The sequence below is a fragment of the Ectothiorhodospiraceae bacterium BW-2 genome (assembly GCA_008375315.1).
GTDB lineage: Bacteria > Pseudomonadota > Gammaproteobacteria > Thiohalomonadales > Thiohalomonadaceae > BW-2.
In genome coordinates this window covers 1,955,184-1,977,310 of the sequence record CP032507.1, presented here as the reverse complement: position 1 = coordinate 1,977,310, position 22,127 = coordinate 1,955,184, and the positions used below count along the sequence as shown (strand labels likewise).

The following is a 22,127-nucleotide window of genomic DNA, read 5'->3' as shown; positions in this document are numbered from 1 at the left end:
TTAGCTCAGCTTACCACTGGCAATAGGGGTGTTTGACTAGCTGGACATTGTAGTAACGGGGATCGTCCGACACCTCCTCCCCCGCCCAGTCCGGCAGCTCAAACGGCTCATCGACACTTTTTAGCTCAATTTCGGCCACAATCAGGCCGGCATTCTCGCCCTCGAACTCGTCGATCTCCCACTCATGCTGCCCCACGGCAACTCGATAGCGTCGCTTGCTAATTTGCGGCTGCTCACAGAGGGTATCGAGCAGCTCCTCGGCCTCAGCTAGGGGGATGGGATATTCGAACTCCTGCCGCTCAATCGTTAGCGTCTTGCTCTTAATATTTAAATTGGCTCGATCTCCCTCAATTCGCACTCTAACCGATGCTTTTTCGGCACCAATCAGATATCCTTGCCGATATGGAGTCCCCGCATCGGCCTCCTCCCGCCAAGCGGGGGAGAGTACCAAAAATTTGCGTTCAATCTCTTTTGCCATCAACTCTACCTCTCTTAACTATGACAACGATAACCAGCTCAACCTGTCCATTACCCCACCCATTTTATCAGCGGCTACAGCAGATTATACCAGCGACCGAGTTTGAGCGGGTTATTGATACCTTTTCGTTGCAGCGCCAAATGACTCTACGCCTCAATCCGCTGCGCCAACCCGTTGAGATCACCCTAGCCACCCTACAACAACTGTCGTGGCCACTTCAGCCCTACCCTCTACCGCGACTGCCTCACCACTGCTTTGTGATAGACGCAGACTACCGGCAACCGCTTATGCACCATCCACTCACCGAGAGTGGTGCCCTCTATCCGCAGAGCCTCTCTAGTATCATGGCCGTGATAGCGCTCAACCCGCAGCCTGATGAGGCTATTCTCGATCTAGCCGCCGCCCCTGGCGGTAAGACCTCACTTATCGCCGCACTCATGCAAAATCGGGGCGAACTGGCCGCCGTAGAGCCGGTAAAAAAGCGCTATTTTCGGCTACAGGCCAACTTGGCGCGGCTAGGGGTGAGCGGCTGTCGCTGCTTTCCCCACGATGGCCGCACCATCGGCCACAAAGTCCCGAATCGATTTGACCGTGTGCTCCTCGATGCCCCCTGCTCCTCTGAGAGCCGCTTCAATACCCATACCCCCTCAAGCTGGCACCACTGGAGCTTAAATAAGATTGCCGAAACGGCTCGCAAACAGCGGCGGCTACTGCTCTCGGCCATCGACGCCCTCAAGCCGGGCGGGGAGCTGCTCTACTCGACCTGCGCCTTTGCGCCGGAGGAGAATGAGCTGGTAGTCAACTATGCGTTGCAGCGACGGCCACAGATGGCACTGGTCGCCATCGACGAGCTAGAGGGGCTCGCCCCCACCCAGCCGGGGCTCACTGAGTGGCGCGGTAAATCCTTGCCGCAGCCACTCACCCTTAGCCGCCGCATTCTACCCGATGAGAGGTGGCACGGCTTCTATCTGGCCAAAATGGTTAAACAGGCAACTTAGCTCGACTTTCGACTATCAACGAACTGCTGCACCAGCTCTTTAAGCTGTGCCGCCATCATGGCAAATTCCTGACTGGTCGCAAGCGACTCAGTCGCCGCATCGAACGCCTGCCGAGCTAGCTCACTCACCGAGACCACCCGCTCACGCACCTTATCGCAGCTACGATTTTGGGCATCGGTCAACTCGGCAATGCTATGGTTCATCTGGCTAATGGTCGCCACCGATGAGGTGATCGCATCGAGCGCCTCTCCCGATTTAGCGGCCCTATCGACACTCTGCTCCGAACGCTCGGCACCTTGATTCATCGCCGTAACGGCCTCTTCGGTGACCCGTTGTAGCCGCTCTATTTTCTGCTGAATCTGATCGGTCTCGGCATGAATGCGATTCGATAGAGTACGCACCTCATCGGCCACAACGGCAAAACCGCGTCCATGCTCTCCGGCACGCGCCGCTTCAATAGCCGCATTAAGGGCGAGCAGATTGGTCTGCTCCGAGATACCCCGAATCACCGATACGACATCACCAATATCGCGACTATCACTGCCTAAATTGCGAATGAGGGCGGTGCTGTTCTGTACCGTTGTAGCTAACGAGTGGATCGAGCTGACCACCTGCCGCACCACACTCTGCCCCTCATGGGCATCGGCGTTAGCCTGTTCAGCCGCAGCAGCGGCCGAATTGGCGTGGCTAGAGACCTGATCCGATAAGCCGGTCATATCGTTTATCTGTTGCGAGATCTCCGCCACATCAGATAGCTGCACCCGAGCCCGCTCCTGTACCTTCGCGGTGATGCGGTTCATCTTCTCCGACTCCCGCGCTAACGAGTTAGACGACTCGATCACCCGACTCACCACTCCCTGAATCTTATCCATAAACTGATTAAACGCGAGCGAAAGCTGCGTCACCTCATCATTCCCCCCCTCATTTAGGCGTTGCGTTAGATTCCCCTGCTGCGCCACCGAGCGCATCGCCTCGATCGCTCCTCCTAAACGATAGGTAATCATGCGGTTCATAGAGGCGATAATGAGTAGTAGCACGACCACGCCGGCGATCAGCGCGTTAATCACCAAATGGACTAGGGTATCAATAGTCTCGATTAGTGCTTGACTCTCCTCGTCGATAAGCCGCTTTTCGGTCTCGGTCAGCCCGCCAATCGACTGCAGTAGCTGCTGTTGTAGCGGAATCACCTGCTCTCGCATGAGGTTCAAATCACGCCGCCACCCCTCGCTGCCGTGCAGCTTAAATAGCTGCTCAAAGCCCTGTTGTAGCTGCGCCATGGTGCCATCAATATGCGACAGTACCTCCTCGGTCTCAAACAGAATCGCCTCATCCTGTAGTAGCTGCTGCTGTAGCTCGTCAATCGACGCCATTAGCGTCGCTATATTCTGCTCATTCTCCGACAGACGAAAAGTCAGATAGGCGCGAACCTCCAGCGCTGTCTGATACCACAGACTGCGCAGCGTGGCGACGCGGTGCATCGTCTGGTGGTAAAACAGCATCTCATCGGCATAGAGCGCATCGACTTCGGGCGCTTCGACCTCCAGCATTAAATTCGAGAGTCTGGAGATATTATTCATCAATACCGGCGAGATCCGCTCTTGTGCAAGAGCGTAGCCGGGAATATTCTGCTCCGGATCGACCGCAATCGCCATGAGCTGCCGGTTAAGGTTATCTATCTGCTGTAGGGTATCGGCGGCTTGACGAGCGTAACGCGCCACCTCTGGCTTCTCGGTCGCCGAGGTACGCAGCCGCTCTAAACCGCCATTAGCGGCCGCTATCGAGTCGCGATAGCTCTGTTGATAGTGCGACTCTTGGCTAAGAATATAGAACCCCACATAGGCCCCACTCGCCACCACATCGCGTTCCACCCGATTAGCCAAAAAGGCTGCCGGCTGACTCTGCTGCACAATTTTGTCGATATTCTGCTGTACTCCCAGTAGCTGTAGCAGCGCCACCGCACCACCAACCGCTCCGAGCGTAATCATCAACAGACCCGCCAGCCACAGCTTACGGCTAATTGAAATACGATTTAACCAACCTATCATCTCCTCCCTCCCTCTCGCCGATCTATATTGATCACGAGTTGTCTCTATCTATCTGACGGTAATTAAAATCACCACTATATTGGGAGGATTATGATACAGAAATATAATATTCAGCAAATAAAACTATTGGATATAATTAAATTAATCTATTTTAAAATAGTAAAATAGTCCGGTGCCTCCCCCGGTTTCCACTTAATATTACAACCTAGACTCGGCCGCTGTTCCGCCACCTCACCCCCCTTTAGTAGCGCCTCGACAGCCTTTAGCATATCCTCGCCACTGACCTCAACGCCATTACCGGGTCTTGCACTATCGAACTGCCCCCGATAGAAGAGCTTATGCTCGGTATCAAACAGAAAAAAGTCGGGAGTACAGGCGGCGCAATAGGCTTTGGCTACCGCTTGGCTCTCGTCATAGAGATAGGGGAACTCAAAGCCATACTCGGCCACACACTCCACCATCTTTTCAGGGCTATCATCGGGGTAGTTGGCGACATCGTTACTGTTAATCGCCACGGTCGCAACGCCCTGGGTTGCCATCTGCGCCGTCACTTCAGCCATTTTTGCTCCAATTAGCTTCACAAACGGGCAGTGATTACAGATAAATGCGATTAAAATCGGCTTGCCAACATAGTCACTCAAGCTGACAGCGCGGCCACTTTTCGGTTCTAAAAGGGTGAACGCTGGCGCTATGGTGCCTAAAGCGAGCATCGTTGAGGGGGTTCTAGCCATCGTAGGTAAAGTCTCCTGTTTAGAGGTAAAAAGGGGATATAGAGTTATACGCAAACTGCCACGGCCCTAGTTTAGCCTATCTGGCATGGTAGGGGTAGGCCGTTACGAACGATTAAAACTAGCAGGTCTGGTGGCGTGATGGCTCTTCGGATCGAAAGGGCGATTTTTTTCGGGTATTGCGGGCCATTTTTTGCTATAACATAGCGGACTGAGCCGAGTAACTTATTAACTAAATCCGCCTCTATGACAGACACATGCTCTCATCTTACTTGAACGATATTGTCTTTATGCTACTAGGTGCCGTGGTGGCCGTCCCACTGTTTCAGCTACTGCGTTTTGGGGTGGTGCCAGGCTTTCTGCTCGCGGGGGTGTTGGTCGGCCCTTCGGGACTAGGCTTAATTAGCCATATCGATGAGATAGCCCATCTGGCCGAAATTGGGGTAGTTTTTCTGCTCTTTGTCATCGGCATTGAGCTTAAACCCTCCCGCTTATGGATGATGCGCCGTCTAGTATTCGGACTAGGTTCTTTGCAAATTATCCTAAGTGGTACCCTTATCAGCTTGGTAGGGTACTATATTTTTGGCCTCTCATTACGAGCCGCTATCCTAGTCGGGCCGGTATTGGCGCTATCGTCAACCGCGTTTGTGCTACAGCTACTCTCTGAAAATCGCCAACTGACTAGCTCCTATGGTCGCAGCTCCTTCTCTATTTTATTGATGCAAGATCTGGCGGTGGTGCCCCTACTCGCCTTAGTGCCGCTCTTGGCGATGCCGGAGATGAGTATCGGTACTAATGTTAGCCTAGCGATGTTTAAGTCGATATTAATTTTGGTGCTGGTGATCCTGCTGGGGAAAAATCTGCTCAACCCACTGTTTAACTACATCGCTAAGATCAAAAATGATGATATCTTTACCGCCTCAGCGGTGGTACTGGTGCTGGGAACCGCCCTTTTAACCGAGCATCTCGGTATGTCGATGGCGATGGGGGCCTTTATCGCCGGTCTGCTTATCTCCGGCTCCGACTACCGCCATCAGGTATTAGCCGAGATCCACCCCTTCCGCGGTCTATTGCTAGGGCTCTTCTTTATGTCGATGGGGATGTCGCTCAATCTACAGCTACTCTTCTCCACTCCGGGTACAGCGCTAATGCTGTTATTAGTGCTACTATTGATAAAAATCGCCGTGCTGCTACCGCTAGCGCTGCTATTTGGCTGTGGTCGTCGTAATAGCATGGCCATTGCGCTTATTTTAGCGCAGGGGGGGGAGTTTGCGCTGGTGCTCTTCTCCCTCGCACAACAGGCGGCACTCTTTAGCGAAATTACCTTTCAATATCTGCTGCTAATAGTGCTGCTCAGTATGCTTATCACCCCGCTACTCTTCTACGGCGTGCAGCAAGTGCTACGCCTCAACCCCTCCCCCTCCTCCACAGCTCATCAGGCGGCTCTAACCCTCAATAGCGCTAACGATGATACCCAAACGGCTGATGCTACCCCACCGGTGGTCATTGCCGGCTATGGTCGGGTCGGTCACCGTATCGGCGAGATCCTCGCCTCCATGAACCAACCCTATGTCGCTCTCGATGCCGACGCCGAACTAGTCCAGGCAGAACGAGCTCGTAGTCAACCGGTCTATTTTGGCGATGTAGGCAAACCGGAGGTGCTCAAATCGGCCGGTGCAGAGTACGCCACCATCTTCATATTAACGCTAAATAATCCCGAAACGACGCAGGCGCTGGTGCGATCGCTGCGACGAATTAATCCAGAGTGTCTTATCTACGCCCGCGGCCATAGCCTCATCGACTGCAAAACGCTGCGCCGTTTAGGCGCAACCGCTGCGGTATCGGAGAATATCGAGGCCTCATTAGAGCTGACCCGCTACGCGCTACAGGGTGCGGGGATTGAGTCCGAGCAGGTCGATGAGGTGTTAATCAACTTCCGCACCACCTACCATAAGCAGATTAATACGATCTGATTGGCCGCTCACGGGGAGCAGAGGTTACTCGCTGCGTTGGCTGTTAATTGCTCTCGTTGGTAGTAAACTCATTCCACAATACCATGCGGTACTCCTGAAACGAGATACCGCGCCGATAGACTCCGCTTAAAACATAGTCGAGCACACTACGCAGGCGTAGAAAACCGATAACCGAATCGATACGCATCACCTCTTCCCCCTGCTGATCATAGAAGATAAGCGTCGGGGTGTAGAAGATATCCAGACTATCGGCCCACTCACGCGCCGTGGTGCGTTCACCCGATGGGGTGAGTACGGGAGTCTGGCCATCAAACCGATTTAACTGCACCACATCGAAGCGGCGCAGCAGCCGCTGAATCGCCCCGTGCTGTAGCGGCTGGCTGTGGAGAATATCGCAAGCGTGACACACCGGCCGCTCAAAAAAGACCACCAGCGGCCGCTGCGCCGCCACCTGATGCCGCGCTAAGGCGTAGGGGGGAGCCATAAAGAAGGGCTCCTCGGCCATCTCCCCCTCGGCAAAGAGCCGCGCCACCTCGCCCCGACCCATATAGTGGCTCAGCGACTCATTCAGATAGTGGCGATCGGCCACATACTCCAACACGCTAAGAAATTGATAGGGGGGATGGTAGCCGTTCAAACGATAGATTAGCTCACCACGACGGTCAAAAAAGAGTATCGTCGGGGTAAAATCGACCCCATAGTGCTGCGCCAGCTCTTTTTCGCTAACCTCCTCGCCGCTAAAGGGGGTGACCGAACGACTACCGTGAATATCGATACTAATAAAATCGAAATGGCGCCGTGCATAGTGCTCAATCTCCGACTGCGCAAAGTTATTCTTCACCATCGCTTCACAGTAGGGGCAATTTTTTTGGCTAAAGTAGAGCGCCAACCCCTCTCGCCCCCCCGCTAACGCCTCCTGTAGATCCCCTTTTAGATCGAGAAAAGAGAGTCTAAACCAAGGGGGATAGAGCATACCCGTATCGACCGGTCTGTCATAAAAAGCGGGCGCAAAGTCAAAATCGTCACTCTCTAGCGCCTCGTTCGAGGCCGCCACCAGACCCACTACCATGAACCCAACTAGCCCAAAGGCTGCGGCAACGCACCGCCAAGACTCTCTAACCACTTCCTCTCTCCTCTCGCCTCGCTGTTAATCGCTCTTAAATTCTGAGTATCGCTGAAGATACCACCAACCTGCCCATTTTGTTAAGTCGTGGCCGGCATCAAACGCAAATCCTGTTCCCCACTGCGGCAGTAACCGTTACAATAGCGGCCCAAGTTACCCTTAAACCCAACTAGACGAGAGGATTATGAGCGAAGAGAACGCCACCCCCCAGCCCGCTTCCAACGGAGGGCAACAGTTTGCCATTCAGCGCATCTATGTTAAAGATGTCTCGTTTGAGACCCCCAATACCCCCACTGTCTTTACCGAAAAGTGGCAACCGGAGGTTAATGTCGATCTCGGCTCACAGTCGCATCCGCTCGGTGAGGCGATTTTTGAGGTAGTGCTCCATGTCACCGTCACCGCCAAACTAGGTGAGAAGACCGCCTATCTCGCCGAGGTGCAGCAGGGGGGTATCTTTACCATCAGCGGCTTCAATGAGAGTGAGATGGCGCACATGCTACACAGCTTCTGCCCCAATATCCTCTTCCCATACGTACGAGAGACGGTTAGTGATCTGGTCAACCGTGGCAGCTTTCCACAGCTACTATTAGCGCCGGTCAATTTTGACGCCCTCTACGCCCAACACTTACAGCGGCAACAGCAACAGCAGCCAGACCCTCAGGGCCAGAGCAGCGAGGGCTAAGTTTTGTCCTCACTGTTAGTCATCGGTGCCGGTAGCTGGGGTAGTGCGCTCGCGATCCATCTCGCTAGAGCAGGACACACTGTCTGGCTCTGGGGACGCGATCCGGCCACCATGGCGCAGATGGCAACTGAGCGCTATAACCGGCGCTATCTGCCCGATACCCCCCTTGCCGAGGGCGTCATACCGATAGGCGGGAAGAGCTATCCCGACGCCGATGCGATCTTAATTGCAGTACCGAGCCACGCCTTTCGCGCCACCGTTAAAGAGCTACAGCCGCAGCTAAGAGAGACCCGTCTCGCTTGGGCCACCAAAGGGTTTGAGCAGCAGAGCGGCAAACTACTGCACCAGATTATCGAAGAGGAGTTGGGCATAGCCTACGGCTCTGCGGTCATCTCCGGCCCCACCTTTGCTACCGAAGTGGCGGCAGGGCTCCCCGCCGCCGTCACCGTGGCCGCTAATCGACCTGAGCTAGGTCAGTGGTGGCTAGAGCAGCTCCACACCCCCCGCTTTCGTGCCTACGCGAGTGACGATCTCATCGGCGTCGAGCTAGGCGGAGCCTGCAAAAATGTCCTTGCCGTGGCCGCAGGTATCGCCGATGGGCTCGACTTTGGTGCCAATACCCGTGCAGCGCTAATTACTCGGGGACTACACGAAATTAACCGCCTAGGTCAGGCGATGGGGGCAAAAACCGAGACACTGATGGGGCTAGCCGGCTTAGGCGATCTACTACTGACCTGCACCGATAACCACTCCCGCAATCGTCGCGTCGGCCTCGGGCTAGGTCGGGGCGAGCCACTGCACCAAGTGATCGCCACTATCGGTCAGGCGGTCGAAGGGGTTACCAGCGCACCGGAGGTGGTGCGACTGGCCAACCGTTACCAAATTGAGATGCCGATTGCCGAACAGGTCTATCGGGTACTCTACCATAACCACCCCCCGCAGCAGGCGGTGGAGGAGCTGCTCGGACGCTCTGTTAAACGAGAGTACGATACAGAGACCGTTCCCCTATCTAGTTAGCTGCGCCATCGCCTTAGCCGCGGCGTCAATCGTCTGCTGTAGATCCTCATCGCTATGGGCTGAGGAGAGAAATCCGGCCTCAAACGCCGACGGTGCTAAATAGATCCCCTGCGCTAACATGGCATGGAAAAAGCGGTTAAAGCGTTCGCCATCACACCGATTGACCACCTCATCGTAGCGACTAACTTGGGCTAACTCGGTAAAAAAGAGCCCAAACATCCCCCCGACACGATTGAAACTCAAAGCGATACCCGCCTCCTCGGCCACCTGTTTGAGCCCATCGGTGAGTCGAGCCACCCGCTGCGCTAGCGCCTCATAGAACCCCTCTTCAGAGACCAACTCCAGTGTTGCCAATCCAGCTGCCATCGCCACCGGATTACCTGAGAGGGTACCTGCCTGATAGACCGGCCCTAAAGGCGAGATATGCTCCATCAGCTCGCGTTTACCTCCAAAGGCTCCGACCGGCATTCCGCCACCGACCACTTTGCCCAGAGTGGTCAAATCGGGAGTGACCCCATAGCGCTGCTGCGCCCCACCTAGCGCCACCCGAAAACCGGTCATCACCTCATCAAAGATCAAGACAGTGCCATACTGATCACAAAGCTTGCGCAGAGTTTCCAAAAAGCCAGCCTCAGGCAAAATACAGTTCATATTACCAGCGACAGGTTCGACAATCAGACCGGCAATCTGCTCACCTAGTTCGGCAAAGCAGCGCTCAACCGACTGAAGATCGTTAAAGGTGAGCGTTAGCGTCGATTCTGCCAGCGCCGCCGGCACCCCCGGCGAGCTCGGCACCCCCAAGGTTAACGCCCCAGAGCCCGCCTTCACTAGCAGCGAGTCGGAGTGGCCGTGGTAGCACCCCTCAAATTTGACAATTTTATCCCGACCAGTCGCCCCCCGAGCGAGCCGAATCGCACTCATCGTCGCCTCTGTTCCAGAATTAACCATTCGCACTAGCTCCATTGAGGGGACGAGCTGGCACAACTTTTCCGCCATCTCGGTCTCCAGCGTGGTTGGCGCTCCAAAAGAGAGCCCCCTAGCAGCAGCGCTCTGTACCGCCGCCACCACTTTGGGGTGAGCATGTCCTGCCACCATCGGCCCCCACGAACCGACATAGTCGATATAACGCCTCCCCGCCACATCCCACAACCAGGCCCCCTCCCCGCGGCTAAAAAATATCGGCTCGCCACCGACACTGCGAAAGGCGCGTACCGGTGAGTTCACCCCGCCAGGAATATGCTGTTGTGCTCGGGCAAAGAGTTCGCTGTTTTGACTCATATATCTCTCCACAATCGGTTGTTTAAAGAAATCTAACTAAAAAGGGGGCGAAAGCGCACTGCTCGCGCTTTCACATCGTGATAGGCAAACAGATCGCTAATAACCGCCACCGCATCGGCCCCCGCCTCTCGTAGCTGCGGGGCGTTATCAGCGGTAATTCCGCCAATCGCCACGATAGGCGTGCTAAAGCGCCGCCTCGCCTGTCGCAGTAACTCAATAGGGGCCTCGACCGCTCTAGGTTTGATACTAGAGTTAAAAAATCGACCAAAAGCGACATAGTCGGCACCAGAGGCGATAGCCTGCTGCGCCAGCTCAAGACGGTTATAGCAAGAGATACCGATAATGGCCCTCTCCCCCAGCCGCTGCCGCGCCAGAGTTAGCGCACTATCCTCCTGCCCTAAATGAACCCCATCGGCAGCGACCTGTCGCGCCAGCTCAATATCGTCATTTATCAGCAGCAAAACGCCCCGTGCAGCGCAGAGCTGGCGCAGAGCGGTTGCCTCCTGCAAGCGCCGCTGACTATCGCCACTCTTATCACGATACTGCACCACAGTCGCTCCCCCCTCAATCGCGGCAGAGACGGCACTCACTAGCCGCCCCTGACAGAGGTGGCTATCGGTAACGGCATAGAGGCCAAAAAGGGTGTGAACCGGCTGTTGCATCATCGAATCGGCTAAAATAAAGTCATTTGGCGATTGAGCTTAGGTCAAAGGCCATTTAAACTTGGCTCTTGGCTCTTCGACTCGCTCGAAACAAGTGGCCAACTATTGTACCGATTTACCCCCCCTCTGACAGTGTAATTTTTTATGACTCGACAATTTCCAACTCCGATATTCGCCCTGCTACTAACGCTCATGCTACTGCCAGCCCCCGCGCTAGTCGCCGAAACCCACTATATCACCGACCAAATTGAGGTAACTCTTCGCAGCGGCGAGAGCACCCGTAATAAAATTTTACGCATGCTCCCTAGCGGCACGGCGGTTGAAGTGCTAAGTCAAAATAGCGACAGCGGCTACAGCCGAGTCCGCATTAACGGCAGAGAGGGGTATATTCTTACCCGCCAACTACAGCGTGAACCGAGCGCCCGTTCACAGCTACAATCGATGCGAGAGCGCATTGAGGAGCTACAGGCCTCCCCCAACAAGTTACAGTCCCGCCTCGCCGAGCTACAGGGCGACTACGCTCAGCTACAGCAGCAGCATCAGCAGCTACAGCAGCAGCACCGCCAAGCGACCGATGAGCTACAGCGCATAGAGCAGACCGCCGCCAATGCCGTTCGCATCGAACGGGAGCGGCAGCAGCTACAGCAGCAGGTCGATCAACTGAGCAGCAATCGTGAACAGCTTTTGCAACAAAACAGCCAACTACAAAAACAGTCGCAACAGCGCTGGTTTCTAATCGGTGCCGGGGTACTGGTCGGCGGGATTCTGCTAGGGCTCATTCTGCCCCACCTACGCCTTCGTCGCCGCAGTAGCTGGGATCGCCTCTAGTGACCCTCCCCCCGCTGCTCCAACCAGAGGCCGAAGCGGCGCTAGCACAGCTTCATAGCGTCGATTTAAACGCACTAGCGCAGCACCAGCTCACCACCGAGGCGTTAGCCGTACTCGGATGCAGTCAGTTTGTCGCCCGCTCGCTCGCGCGAACTCCCGGTCTGTTAGCCGAGCTACTCGAAAGCGGTGATCTGCTCCAAAGCGGCAGCTATGAGGATAGCGCTAACCGTTTAACCAGCCTGCTCTTACCGGTACAGAACGAAGCGGAACTACAGCAGCAGCTACGCCGTTTTCGCCAACGGCAGATGGTACGCCTCGCCTGGCGCGATTTAAGCCACCGCGCCGGTCTCAACGAAACGATGCAGCAGACCTCCGATCTGGCCGATATTATCGTCACAGCGGCCCAACAGTGGCTCGATAACTCCCTCCGGCCCCAATGGGGTACCCCGTTGGGCAGCGACTCTCAACCCCTATCGATGGTCATTATCGGCATGGGCAAGTTAGGTGCCGGAGAGCTTAACTTCTCCTCTGATATCGATCTTATCTTCGCCTACCCCGAAGAGGGCGAAACCGTCTTTGGACGACGCGCTCTCACACACCAAGAGTACTTTATCAAACTCGGACAGAAGCTGATTCAGGCGCTAGCCAAGCAGACTGCAGAGGGGTTTGTCTATCGGGTCGATATGCGGCTGCGTCCCTTTGGTGATGCCGGCCCGCTAGTCCTCTCGTTTGACGCCATGGAGCACTACTATCAGAGCCACGGTCGGGAGTGGGAGCGCTATGCCATGCTTAAAGCGAGAGTCCTGAGCCCTAAAGGTCCAGTCGGCGAGGAGCTCATGGCCCGAATTCACCCCTTTATCTACCGCAAATATATCGACTTCGGTGCCTTTGAGTCACTACGAGAGATGAAGGCGATGATCGCCGCCGAGGTGCATAAAAAGGGGGCTGATCGTAATGTCAAACTAGGGGCTGGCGGCATTCGTGAGATCGAGTTTATCGGTCAGGCGTTTCAGCTCATTCGCGGCGGACGCGAACCGGCGCTACAGACCCGACGCATTCTATCGGTACTGGAGGTGCTGCGCGGCTTTAATATCCTGCCCGACTATGTCGCCACCTATCTCACTAACGACTATATCTTTCTGCGTCAGGTCGAAAATCGGCTGCAAGAGTATGACGATCGCCAAACGCATCTCCTCCCAAAAGAGGAAGCGGGGCAACAGCGACTCGCTTGGTCGATGAGTTTTGAGAGTTGGGAGAGCTTCTATGCCGAACTGCAGCGCCGCATGCGTCGGGTACATCAAAATTTTGAACAGGTCTTTGCCGCCCCCCAAAGTGAAACCCAACCGCCAGAGGAGCACCGAGCCGACCACCCGTGGCACTCTCTCTGGCGCGATAGTGGCGATAACGATACCGCCCTAGCGCAGATGGCCGCCGCCGGCTACCACCACAGCGAAGAGTCGCTACGGCTGCTACGCCAGTGGCAGCAGAGCCGAGCGGTCATACAGCTACAAAATAGGGCACAACAGCGGCTTAACCAGTTAATGCCGCTCCTACTCGGTGCCGTCGCCGAAACGGCCTCCCCCGATCATACCCTCAAGCGGCTGCTGGAGATTCTGCAACAGATAGTGCGCCGCAGCACCTATCTAGCCCTGCTCGTCGAGAATCCGCTAGCGCTATCGCAGCTAGTTAAACTCTGCCACGCCAGCCCCTGGATTGCGACCACAGTAGCCACCTACCCGCAGTTAATGGATAGCCTACTCGACCCACGGCTACTCTACGAACCCCTACAGCGCCACGCCCTAATTAACGAACTCCACACCCGCCTCAATAGCGTTGAAGATGAGGAGATGCAGTTAGAGGAGCTACGACGCTTTAAGCAGACCAATCTATTACGGGTCGCTGCGGCCGATATTATGGAGGCGATCCCGCTAATGCAGGTGAGCGACTACCTGACCGATATCGCCGAAGCGCTAGTTAACAGCGCCGTCGAGCTAGCGGTAGCGCGACTCACTCAGCGCCACGGTCTGCCGCAAGATATGACTCAAAGCCACGGCTTCGGTGTGATCGCCTACGGTAAATTTGGCGGTATCGAACTCGGCTACGGCTCCGATCTCGATCTGGTCTTTCTCCATCGAAGTGGCGCTACCGTCACCGTTGGCGAAAAGCCGCTGGATGTCTCCACTTGGTATGCTAGAGCCGCCCAGCGCCTTATCAGCCTGCTCACCACTCGCACCTTCGGCGGCGTGCTCTATGAGATCGACACCCGACTCCGACCTAACGGTGCCTCGGGGTTAATGGTCAACTCACTCAGCGCTTACCGTGACTATCTGCATAAAGATGCTTGGACTTGGGAGCACCAGGCGCTAGTTCGCGCCCGTTTTGTCGCCGGAGATGCGCAAATTAAGGCGCAGTTTAACCAGCTACGCCACCAAATATTAACCCAACCGCGACAGGAGTCCCCACTGCGCCAAGCCGTGCTGACGATGCGGCAGAAGATGCGCCAAGCGCTCGCTAAAGATAGCGAGAGCGACTTTGATCTAAAACAGGGGGTCGGCGGCATCACCGATATTGAGTTCATAGTGCAGTACCTCATTCTGCGTCACGCTAGCTGCGTCCCCGAACTGACTCAGTTTAGTGATAATATCCGCTCGCTAGAGCAGCTCACCGCCGCTGGTCTCTTAACCGTGGCTGACAGCAGTGCGCTCATCGATATCTATCGGCGCTACCGTGCCCGCGCCCATCGCAACGCGCTACAGCAGCAGCAGGCGGTGGTGGCCAACGGAGAGTTTAGCGCTGAAAGAGAGGAGGTGAGCCGCCAATGGCAGCAACAATTACAACCCTAACCCTATCACTTTGAAGTAACCTTTTCCATGTCAACCACACTCACTATTCTCTTCCGGGTAGAGCCGGGATGTCTTGGCCCTGAGGGTCAGGATCACATCGAAAATTTCTGCCGCTTCGCATCCGAGGCGTTTAATCAGACCGAAACCGCGTGGCTACAGTGGCAGATTACGCCCCGATACGACAAGTCGCTACCGGAGCTACAGTATAAGATCGGCCGTAAGCTGTTAAGCCAGAGCCAAGCGGCTCAGTACCTACAGCAGCTCATTAAGGGCGATTTGGAACGATTTGAGGATGCCATTCAAAATCGCCTCACTCAGCTCACCTTTGAGTTTCAGCAGCGGCACTACTCATAGTTCCCCACCCAAGCGTTATCAAACTCCGTCATATCGGGAAGAGTAAGCGCATAGAGCCGCGCCTCATCACGGGTTTTGAAACCTGTTATCTGAACCCGGTAGTAGGTTCGGCCACGCACCTGCACCGGATTGACTTCGGTATTGGTGATGCCGGCTTGCAGCAGCTTTTTACGCGCCTCCTCAGCGGCGGCCGATGAGGACATAGAGCTTAAATTGATCACCCAAGGCATATCCTGTTTGCGCTTCTGCTCTTTCTCCTCAATCTGCCGCACTTTAGACTCGGTATCGCGCCGCTTCGCCTCCGCCGCCCGCTGCCGCTCCATTAATCGCTGCTGCTCCTTCTGCTGGTCGGTCAGTACTAGCGAGAGCTCATCGTAACGCTGGTAGAGTCCGGTTAACTCCTGATTGGTGCTCTCGCGGTAGGTTTTCATCTCCTCTAACGCTTTAGCTAGCGCATTGACCCGCTTATCGAGCAGTATCATATTAGAGCGGTTCTCCACCACGGCCGGAATGTCGCGATCATAACTCGCCTCTAGCTCCCCCTTCAGCTCCTCAATACGATCTCTTGCGGCGGTCAAATCGCCACTAACTCCCGCCGCGTAGATAAAGGCAAAGCCCCCCATTAACAGGCTAAGCACAATGCCTGCGGCAATGATTGCTAGTTGTAGTTTCGTCACCGGTTTTACCTCACTGCCATCTGTCTTTGTCTTTGTCTTTGTCTTTGCCTTCTCTTGACTCCCCTTGTCAGCCGACTCTCTCTCGGTGCTCTCAGCCTCCTTATCTGGCATCGCCGCTATCGCAGCTGCGGCGGCACCTGCGGTAGCGGCAGCGGCCACCATCGCTCCATCATCAAACGAGTCGTCAATCAGATCATCGAGTAGATCACCGCTATCTCCCCCATCGAGCGAGTCGAGACCGGCTGAGAGGTCAAGATCGTCATCATCAATATCGAGATCATCATCATCTAGCAGAGAGTCGAGCTCATCGCCCTCTCCCTCTATCTCAATACCCTCATCAAAATCGTCCAGTTCGTCTAAGGCCTCATCCCCCTCTGAGGTGTCAACTAGCGGCTCTAGCTCACCCCTTAGATCATCTAGATCATCCAAATCACCTAAATCGCCCACATCATCAAGCGACTCCTCCTCCGTCATTGAGCGCTCTTCGCCACTTCGCTCCGTATCGCCATCGAACAGAGAGTCTATCTCCTCTAACGAGTCACTCTCATCCGCTATCGGTTCATCAAGGGCCATCTCGTCACTACTCTCATTAAATAGGGCGTCGAGATCATCATCGCCCCCCTCATCGAAATCGTCTAGTCCCGCCTCGTCATCCTCTTGCCCTAATAGATCATCTAAGCTCTCCTCCGGCTCATCAAGCGGTGTGTTGAGCTCTGCCATCTCCTCCTCTAGCAGATCGAGATCGTCTAGCTCATCGGCCTCACCTTGAGGATCGTTGTCGGTGAACAGGGAGTCGAGTTCACTCTCAGTCAGCTCGCCATCCTCAGGCTCTGGCCACGCCTCCTCTGAAACGATCTGTTCCGACTCGGTTAACGGCTCTAGTGCGAGACTCTCCTCTTCATCGTTATCTAGCCCATCTAGCCCCTCTAAATCGTCTAGATCAAACTCATCCTCTTCACGATCACCCTCAGCCGCCGTTGCAGCGCCACTATCGCTCTGCAGCGCTCCGACCTGCTCCTCTAACCCCTCTAATAGCGAGTCGAGATCATCGCTCTCGTCATCAGCGGGGAGTAGATCATCAAAATCATCCAGTAACTCATCATCTAAATGATCTGTCTGCTCTGTCGAACTGTTCGGGTCTTTCTCTTCGCTCACCTTGCTACCTCTGCTCTGGCTCTGTCGGATTCGGTCGATTATTCCATGCTTTGGTTTGACATGAAAGTAGATACCTACCCTATCGACAGCCGCGCCAATAAAGTTGAATTTTTCGCACCCCACAGCGGACAAAAGAAAAGGGTGCAATAGGGCCAATAACACAGTACAATCAAGACCATTTACTCCAGTCAGCCAACACTACTCCCCTAAATTGGTCAGCATGAGCACCACACCACATAAGCCGAAGATATTGATCGTAGATGATACCCCTGAAAACCTCGATCTAACTGGGGAGATTCTCTCGCCACTCTATCAGGTACTAGTCGCCATCAATGGGGATATCGGCTTAGCGATTGCCGCTAAATCGCAACCGGATCTAATTTTGCTCGATGTTATGATGCCTGGTAAAGATGGCTATGTCGTCTGTGAACAGCTAAAGCAGAACCCGATAACCTGTCATATTCCGATCATCTTTCTCACCGCGCTAAGCTCGATCAATGATGAGGCGTGCGGCCTGCAGCTAGGGGCAGTTGACTTTATAACCAAGCCATTTAGTGGCGATATCTTAAAAGCTCGCATCGCCACCCATCTCGAAAAGGCTCGCCTCATCACCAAACTACAGCAGCTCAACACCACCTTAGAGCAAAATATTCTCATGCGAGAGATAGTAGAGAGCATTAACCGTCACGATCTCAAAGGCCCCCTCAATATCCTGCTCCACTATCCGCGCCTAATCACCCGCCATGAGCCACAGCTATCTGAGAAATCCCAACTTTTTCTGCAAGCGATGGAGAGCTCTGCCCAACAGATGCTGCAACTTATCGATATTTCACTCGATATTTTGAAAATCGAACAGGGCACCTACCACCTAGAGGCGAAATCGATTCCGCTGCTACCGCTGCTAGATAAGGTGCTGCAAGAGTCAAAGACTCTCATTCGCTACCGCAAAATTAGGGCGCTCATCTGCCACAACGGTCAAGTGCTTGAACAGGATCAATTCCGCTTTGATATCAAAGGCGATGAGCTCCTACTACACAATCTCTTTAGCAATCTCATTCGCAACGCCTTTGAGGCCGCGCCCGATAACTCCACCCTCACCATCGATCTAAAACCTGCCACCCCAGCCCACCCCAGCCACGCCATCACCCTCAGCAACTCCGGTGCCGTACCGTCACCGATTCGGGCTAAATTTTTCGAAAAGATGGTCACCCACGGTAAACGCAGCGGCACCGGGCTCGGTACCTATTCGGCTGCCCTCTCAGTACGGGCGATGGCAGGCACCATCGCCCTAGAGGTTGATGATAGCCGCGACCTTACCCATATCCATATCACCCTGCCAGCGGCCCATCACAAGCTGTAGGGGAGCTCCAGCCCCACCTCCTGGCGCACCCGCCGATAGATCGCCTCCACCGACATAGATAATCCGACTGAGAGGAGAGTCAGGGTCTGTTCCCGATAGAGCACCTCTTCGCGCCAGCCGTTACTGCGGCGATAGAGCTGTAGCTGCGGTCGATCGCTGTGGACAATAAGATACTCTTGTAGCGTGGCAATGGTGCAGTAGTGTTCGCGCTTCTCACTCAAATCGATCCGTTCGGTGGAAGGCGATAGCACCTCGACTAGCAGCACCGGATCGGTACGGGTATAGGGATCGGTGCGATTGTCACTACAGGCGGCCATAATGTCGGGGTAGTAGCTGTAGTGCTCGTCGGCCAGATCGATACGCAGTTTCATGTCGGCAGCCCAAGCCCGACAGCGCTGCGGCATCGCGCCATGAATCGCCGTAAAGAGTTCCGCAACCAAGGTATTGTGGGTCTCACTCGCCCCCGCCATGGCATAGATATGTCCGGCGACATATTCGTGACGCCACTGACTCTCCACTTCGCCCTGCAAATACGTCTCAAACTCAATGTAGGTCTGCTTTAGTGCATAGCCCATTGTCTCTACCTCCTCTCTATTTCGAACCGATAGCCCTCACTCATCCAACTGCTCCAGCGCCTCACTCTGCTCTAACCAGCGCAACTCTAGCTGTTCGAGCTGCTGCTTTATCTCCCCCTCCTCGGCCAGTAGCGGCAGTAACCGAGTTCGGCTCTCCCCCTCATAGAGGGTCGCATCGCTCAAGGCGTGGTGTAGCTGCGTTAACTGCCGCTGCCACTTAGCTAACTCTTTTTCGGTCTGCAACAGCGCTTTAGTCAATGGCTGGCGCTGCTGCCGTTTTTGCGCCGCCTGCTGGCGCTGCTGGCGCCGACTCTCACCGTCACTGCTCGCCTCTTTGCCGGTTTTTTGCCACAGTTGCCGCTCATACTCGGCCAAGGTGCCGTCAAATTGGCACACTCTCCCCCCCTCAATCGAGTAGTACACATCGACCACACTGCGCAACAGGTGGCGATCATGCGAGACCACCACCATCGCCCCCTCAAACTGCTGTAGCGCCCAGCTCAGCGCTTGGCGCATATCGAGATCGAGATGGTTGGTCGGCTCATCGAGCAGCAGCAGATTTGGGCGCTGCCACACCAGCATCGCCAAGACTAGCCGACTGCGCTCCCCCCCCGAAAAGCGCTCCACCTCGGTTAGCGCCATCTCGCCACTAAAACCGAAACCGCCCAAAAAGTTGCGTAGCCGCAGCTCATCGACCCGCGGCGCTAACCGCTGTAGATGGCGCAGAGGGGTCGCTGCCACATCGAGCTGCTGTAGCTGATGCTGGGCAAAATAACCAATAGCGCAATCGGCAGCGGTTTGATACTCCCCTTGCAGCAGCGTTTTACCGCCGGCTAGCGCTTGGAGTAGGGTCGATTTACCACAGCCATTTTTTCCAAGTAGCGCCAGCCTATCCCCCGGATTGATCACTAGCTGCGCCACACTCACTAGCGGCTCGGCGGCAACATAGCCGATCTTAGCCTCTCGTAACTGTAGCAGCGGTGAGGGGAGCTTATCGGGATCGGCAAAGCTGAACTGAAACGGCGAATCGGCGTAAGCCGGCAGTAGCTGCTCCATCCGCTGGAGCTGCTTTATGCGACTCTGCGCCTGCGTCGCCCGCGTCGCACTGGCACGAAAGCGATCAATATAGCGCTGCAGACGCTGGCGCTGCTGCTGTTGCCGACTGTAGGCGAGCTGCTGTAGCCGCTGCTGTTCCGCTCGCTGCTGCTCAAAATCGCTATAGTTACCCCGATAGAGGCGTAGCGTCTGCTGCTCGAAGTGGATAATCTGCCCCACCACGCCATCAAGAACATCGCGATCATGCGAAATGAGCACCACCGTTCTATCTAACCGCTGCAACCACTGCTGTAACCAGAGGGTGGCATCGAGATCGAGATGGTTGGTCGGCTCATCGAGCAGTAGCAGATCAAACGGCTGAAACAGCGCTTGAGCTAGATTGAGCCGCACTCGCCACCCCCCCGACAGCGTTGCAACCGGCTGCTGCATCATCGCCGGCGAGAAGCCGAGCCCAGCTAACAGCTTCTCGGCACGAGTGGTGGCGCTATAGCCCCCAATCGCCTCTAGTTGCGCATGGAGCGCCGCTATCGCCTCGCCCCGATTCTGCTGCTCGGCCTGTTGCAACTGACGCTGTAGTTGCGATAGCTCTCTATCCCCCTGCAACACATAGTCGAGTGCGCGATAGTCCAGCGCCGGCGTCTCCTGCTTAACGGTTGCCACCTGCCAGGACGGGGGGAGTTCAACCTCACCGCTCTGTGGTAGTAGCTCCCGTCGTAGCAGGGCGAGTAGAGAGGATTTACCACAGCCGTTATGACCGCTAATGCCGACCTTTTGCTGCGGATGAATCGTCACTGTCGCCGCCTCAAAGAGTAATTTATCGCCCCGATAGAGGCTCACATCAGTCAGTCGTATCACTGCGATCGCCCCCCCTCGCCGCGCTCCCCGTTGGCTCACCCCTCTGCGACAACTCTAGCTGCTGCAGATAGGCCTCAATTCGGCTCTGTAGATAAAAATTCTCCCCGGCAGCCTCTTTCGCATGGATTAACTCTCTCAGCGCTAGCTGCCGCTCCTCCGCCGCTAGGGCCGCTTGGGCACGAGCTAGATACATCTGCCCGGGGCGACCATCGGCCGCCTCGATACGGGCTAGCAGCCGATAGAGTCGCTGCGGCAACAGACGCTGATGCAGCAGCGGTTGCAATAACTCCCGCGCCTGCTGCAGCTGCTGCTGTTGCAGCTCAAAACGGGCGGCGCTATAGCGTATCGACCACGACTCAGGGTAGAGCTGTAGCAGCTCGCTGTAGCGTTGTCGAGCTAAGAGACTCTCCCCCATCGCCGCTTCCGCCTCCGCTAACAGCAGCATCCACTCCGGCACCTCAGCGGCTGCGTCGAGCATCGAGTAGAGTAGCTGCCGTGCCAACTGGGGCTGCTGTAGCTGTAGGTAGGCCAACGCCTGCTCGTAACGCTGCCACAGGGTAGGCTGCGCCAGCGCCTCCAGTTCACGCAGTCGTTGCGGCAGCGCCTTATGGGTTAAGACACTCACTCTAGCGCGAGTAGCGGCATAGGCGCGACTATCCGCCACCTCGACGGCAGGATAGAGCGCCGCTCGATTGAGGGCATCGCCGATACGCTGTTCGGTAATCGGGTGGGTAGAGAGAAACTCTGGGGCCGCAGCATAGAAGCGGCTAGCGTTCTGCAGCTTGCCAAAAAAGCTCGCCATCGCGCCAGGATCAAAGCCTGCCTGCTGCAGCATCTCAATCCCTATCCTATCGGCCTCGTGCTCATGCAGCCGACTATAGCTAAGCTGATTCTGCTCTCCACTCGCTAGCGCCGAAGTGATCACCGCCTGCGCCCCCTCCGGATGGCTCTCACCGAGCAGAATCGCCGCTAAAATCGCCGCCGTAATCGGTAGCTGATCGCGCTGACTTCGCTCTGCCGCCCGTAGCAGATGGTTTTGACTAATATGGGTCAGCTCGTGCGCCATCACCGAGGCCAACTCACTCTCGTTATCACTCGCCAAAATCAGGCGACTATGAAAACCGATAAAGCCCCCCAAAATGGCAAACGCGTTAATTTGGTCACTATCGACCACAAAAAAGCGGTAATCAAACGCCGCTCTCCCCCCCTTTGCCGCCAAAAGACGCTCGCCAAGGCGCTGCATATAGAGCTCAACTTGTGGGTCCTCTAGCAGACGGTTACTCTGTTGCAGTCGCAGATAGAGTGCGCGACCTAGCGCCCGCTGCTGCGGCTGCCCTAAGAGTGCCGAAGCGGAGTCGCCTAGTTCAGGCAGGGCCACAGCCGCCTGAGCGACACCCGCCAAGATTAGGGCTACCATTGCGATCATTCGTACCATTATTG

At 55.5% G+C, this 22,127-nt stretch carries 18 protein-coding genes; 8 read left to right on the top strand and 10 right to left on the bottom strand.

The window, feature by feature from the left end:
- Positions 1–10: 10 nt before the first annotated feature.
- A complete protein-coding gene (locus tag D5085_09370; protein QEP43311.1) occupies positions 11–478 on the bottom strand; it encodes a CYTH domain-containing protein in 468 nt (155 codons plus the stop codon).
- 20 nt (positions 479–498) lie between these two features.
- Between D5085_09370 and D5085_09365 the strand changes: the two genes are divergently transcribed.
- Positions 499–1,476, top strand: coding sequence for an RsmB/NOP family class I SAM-dependent RNA methyltransferase (locus D5085_09365; protein ID QEP45116.1), 978 nt, complete (start codon positions 499–501; stop codon positions 1,474–1,476).
- Here D5085_09365 and D5085_09360 read toward each other — a convergent pair.
- Positions 1,473–3,521: a methyl-accepting chemotaxis protein gene (locus D5085_09360; protein ID QEP43310.1), complete on the bottom strand. Its 2,049-nt coding sequence runs from the start codon at positions 3,519–3,521 to the stop codon at positions 1,473–1,475. The genes D5085_09365 and D5085_09360 overlap by 4 nt on opposite strands.
- Positions 3,522–3,667: 146 nt before the next feature.
- The gene (locus tag D5085_09355) at positions 3,668–4,252 is read right to left on the bottom strand and encodes a thioredoxin family protein (GenBank protein ID QEP43309.1); all 585 of its coding nucleotides are present in this window, start codon (positions 4,250–4,252) and stop codon (positions 3,668–3,670) included.
- Between the two features lie 254 nt (positions 4,253–4,506).
- Here D5085_09355 and D5085_09350 point away from each other — a divergent pair, with 254 nt between their 5' ends.
- Positions 4,507–6,222, top strand: coding sequence for a potassium transporter KefC (locus tag D5085_09350; protein QEP43308.1), 1,716 nt, complete (start codon positions 4,507–4,509; stop codon positions 6,220–6,222).
- A 43-nt stretch (positions 6,223–6,265) separates the two neighbouring features.
- Here D5085_09350 and D5085_09345 read toward each other — a convergent pair whose 3' ends face one another.
- The gene (locus D5085_09345) at positions 6,266–7,345 is read right to left on the bottom strand and encodes a thioredoxin (protein QEP43307.1); all 1,080 of its coding nucleotides are present in this window, start codon (positions 7,343–7,345) and stop codon (positions 6,266–6,268) included.
- A gap of 184 nt (positions 7,346–7,529) precedes the next feature.
- Here D5085_09345 and secB point away from each other — a divergent pair, with 184 nt between their 5' ends.
- Positions 7,530–8,027, top strand: coding sequence for a protein-export chaperone SecB (gene secB, locus D5085_09340; protein ID QEP43306.1), 498 nt, complete (start codon positions 7,530–7,532; stop codon positions 8,025–8,027).
- A 3-nt stretch (positions 8,028–8,030) separates the two neighbouring features.
- Positions 8,031–9,044, top strand: coding sequence for an NAD(P)-dependent glycerol-3-phosphate dehydrogenase (locus tag D5085_09335; GenBank protein ID QEP43305.1), 1,014 nt, complete (start codon positions 8,031–8,033; stop codon positions 9,042–9,044).
- Here D5085_09335 and hemL read toward each other — a convergent pair.
- Entirely contained in the window at positions 9,033–10,322 is a 1,290-nt protein-coding gene (gene hemL, locus D5085_09330; protein ID QEP43304.1) for a glutamate-1-semialdehyde-2,1-aminomutase, read from the bottom strand. The two genes, D5085_09335 and hemL, sit on opposite strands and share 12 nt — an antisense overlap.
- Positions 10,323–10,354: 32 nt before the next feature.
- Positions 10,355–10,984, bottom strand: coding sequence for a thiamine phosphate synthase (locus tag D5085_09325; protein ID QEP43303.1), 630 nt, complete (start codon positions 10,982–10,984; stop codon positions 10,355–10,357).
- Positions 10,985–11,128: 144 nt separating this feature from the next.
- Between D5085_09325 and D5085_09320 the strand changes: the two genes are divergently transcribed.
- From D5085_09320 to D5085_09310, 3 genes are read left to right on the top strand one after another with little or no spacing between them, the layout of a single operon-like run.
- Positions 11,129–11,812, top strand: coding sequence for a TIGR04211 family SH3 domain-containing protein (locus tag D5085_09320; protein ID QEP43302.1), 684 nt, complete (start codon positions 11,129–11,131; stop codon positions 11,810–11,812).
- Complete coding sequence (locus D5085_09315; protein QEP43301.1) at positions 11,797–14,655, top strand: bifunctional [glutamate--ammonia ligase]-adenylyl-L-tyrosine phosphorylase/[glutamate--ammonia-ligase] adenylyltransferase; 2,859 nt, start codon at positions 11,797–11,799, stop codon at positions 14,653–14,655. The genes D5085_09320 and D5085_09315 overlap by 16 nt, the downstream gene beginning before the upstream one ends.
- 27 nt (positions 14,656–14,682) lie before the next feature.
- On the top strand, positions 14,683–15,009 hold the full coding sequence (locus D5085_09310) for a hypothetical protein (protein QEP43300.1): 327 nt from the start codon (positions 14,683–14,685) through the stop codon (positions 15,007–15,009).
- Here D5085_09310 and D5085_09305 read toward each other — a convergent pair.
- Complete coding sequence (locus D5085_09305) at positions 15,000–16,841, bottom strand: hypothetical protein (protein QEP43299.1); 1,842 nt, start codon at positions 16,839–16,841, stop codon at positions 15,000–15,002. The two genes, D5085_09310 and D5085_09305, sit on opposite strands and share 10 nt — an antisense overlap.
- Positions 16,842–17,061: 220 nt before the next feature.
- Between D5085_09305 and D5085_09300 the strand changes: the two genes are divergently transcribed.
- On the top strand, positions 17,062–18,201 hold the full coding sequence (locus D5085_09300; protein ID QEP43298.1) for a hybrid sensor histidine kinase/response regulator: 1,140 nt from the start codon (positions 17,062–17,064) through the stop codon (positions 18,199–18,201).
- Here D5085_09300 and D5085_09295 read toward each other — a convergent pair.
- Genes D5085_09295 through D5085_09285 form a run of 3 tightly spaced genes read right to left on the bottom strand, consistent with a single transcriptional unit; the run spans position 18,189 to position 22,122 of the window.
- A complete protein-coding gene (locus D5085_09295; protein ID QEP43297.1) occupies positions 18,189–18,776 on the bottom strand; it encodes a Uma2 family endonuclease in 588 nt (195 codons plus the stop codon). The two genes, D5085_09300 and D5085_09295, sit on opposite strands and share 13 nt — an antisense overlap.
- Before the next feature lie 36 nt (positions 18,777–18,812).
- A complete protein-coding gene (locus tag D5085_09290; GenBank protein QEP43296.1) occupies positions 18,813–20,687 on the bottom strand; it encodes an ATP-binding cassette domain-containing protein in 1,875 nt (624 codons plus the stop codon).
- Complete coding sequence (locus D5085_09285) at positions 20,671–22,122, bottom strand: hypothetical protein (protein QEP43295.1); 1,452 nt, start codon at positions 22,120–22,122, stop codon at positions 20,671–20,673. The genes D5085_09290 and D5085_09285 overlap by 17 nt, the downstream gene beginning before the upstream one ends.
- Positions 22,123–22,127 lie beyond the last annotated feature (5 nt).

Excerpts from the sequence above, each read along its gene's own strand:
- D5085_09355 (QEP43309.1), bottom strand. The coding sequence starts at position 4,252 with ATGGCTAGAACCCCCTCAACGATGCTCGCTTTAGGCACCATAGCGCCA.
- D5085_09300 (QEP43298.1), top strand. The coding sequence starts at position 17,062 with ATGAGCACCACACCACATAAGCCGAAGATATTGATCGTAGATGATACC.
- D5085_09360 (QEP43310.1), bottom strand. The coding sequence starts at position 3,521 with ATGATAGGTTGGTTAAATCGTATTTCAATTAGCCGTAAGCTGTGGCTG.
- D5085_09370 (QEP43311.1), bottom strand. The coding sequence starts at position 478 with ATGGCAAAAGAGATTGAACGCAAATTTTTGGTACTCTCCCCCGCTTGG.
- D5085_09295 (QEP43297.1), bottom strand. The coding sequence starts at position 18,776 with ATGGGCTATGCACTAAAGCAGACCTACATTGAGTTTGAGACGTATTTG.
- D5085_09350 (QEP43308.1), top strand. The coding sequence starts at position 4,507 with ATGCTCTCATCTTACTTGAACGATATTGTCTTTATGCTACTAGGTGCC.
- hemL (QEP43304.1), bottom strand. The coding sequence starts at position 10,322 with ATGAGTCAAAACAGCGAACTCTTTGCCCGAGCACAACAGCATATTCCT.
- D5085_09325 (QEP43303.1), bottom strand. The coding sequence starts at position 10,984 with ATGCAACAGCCGGTTCACACCCTTTTTGGCCTCTATGCCGTTACCGAT.
- D5085_09310 (QEP43300.1), top strand. The coding sequence starts at position 14,683 with ATGTCAACCACACTCACTATTCTCTTCCGGGTAGAGCCGGGATGTCTT.
- D5085_09285 (QEP43295.1), bottom strand. The coding sequence starts at position 22,122 with ATGGTACGAATGATCGCAATGGTAGCCCTAATCTTGGCGGGTGTCGCT.
- D5085_09320 (QEP43302.1), top strand. The coding sequence starts at position 11,129 with ATGACTCGACAATTTCCAACTCCGATATTCGCCCTGCTACTAACGCTC.
- secB (QEP43306.1), top strand. The coding sequence starts at position 7,530 with ATGAGCGAAGAGAACGCCACCCCCCAGCCCGCTTCCAACGGAGGGCAA.
- D5085_09365 (QEP45116.1), top strand. The coding sequence starts at position 499 with ATGACAACGATAACCAGCTCAACCTGTCCATTACCCCACCCATTTTAT.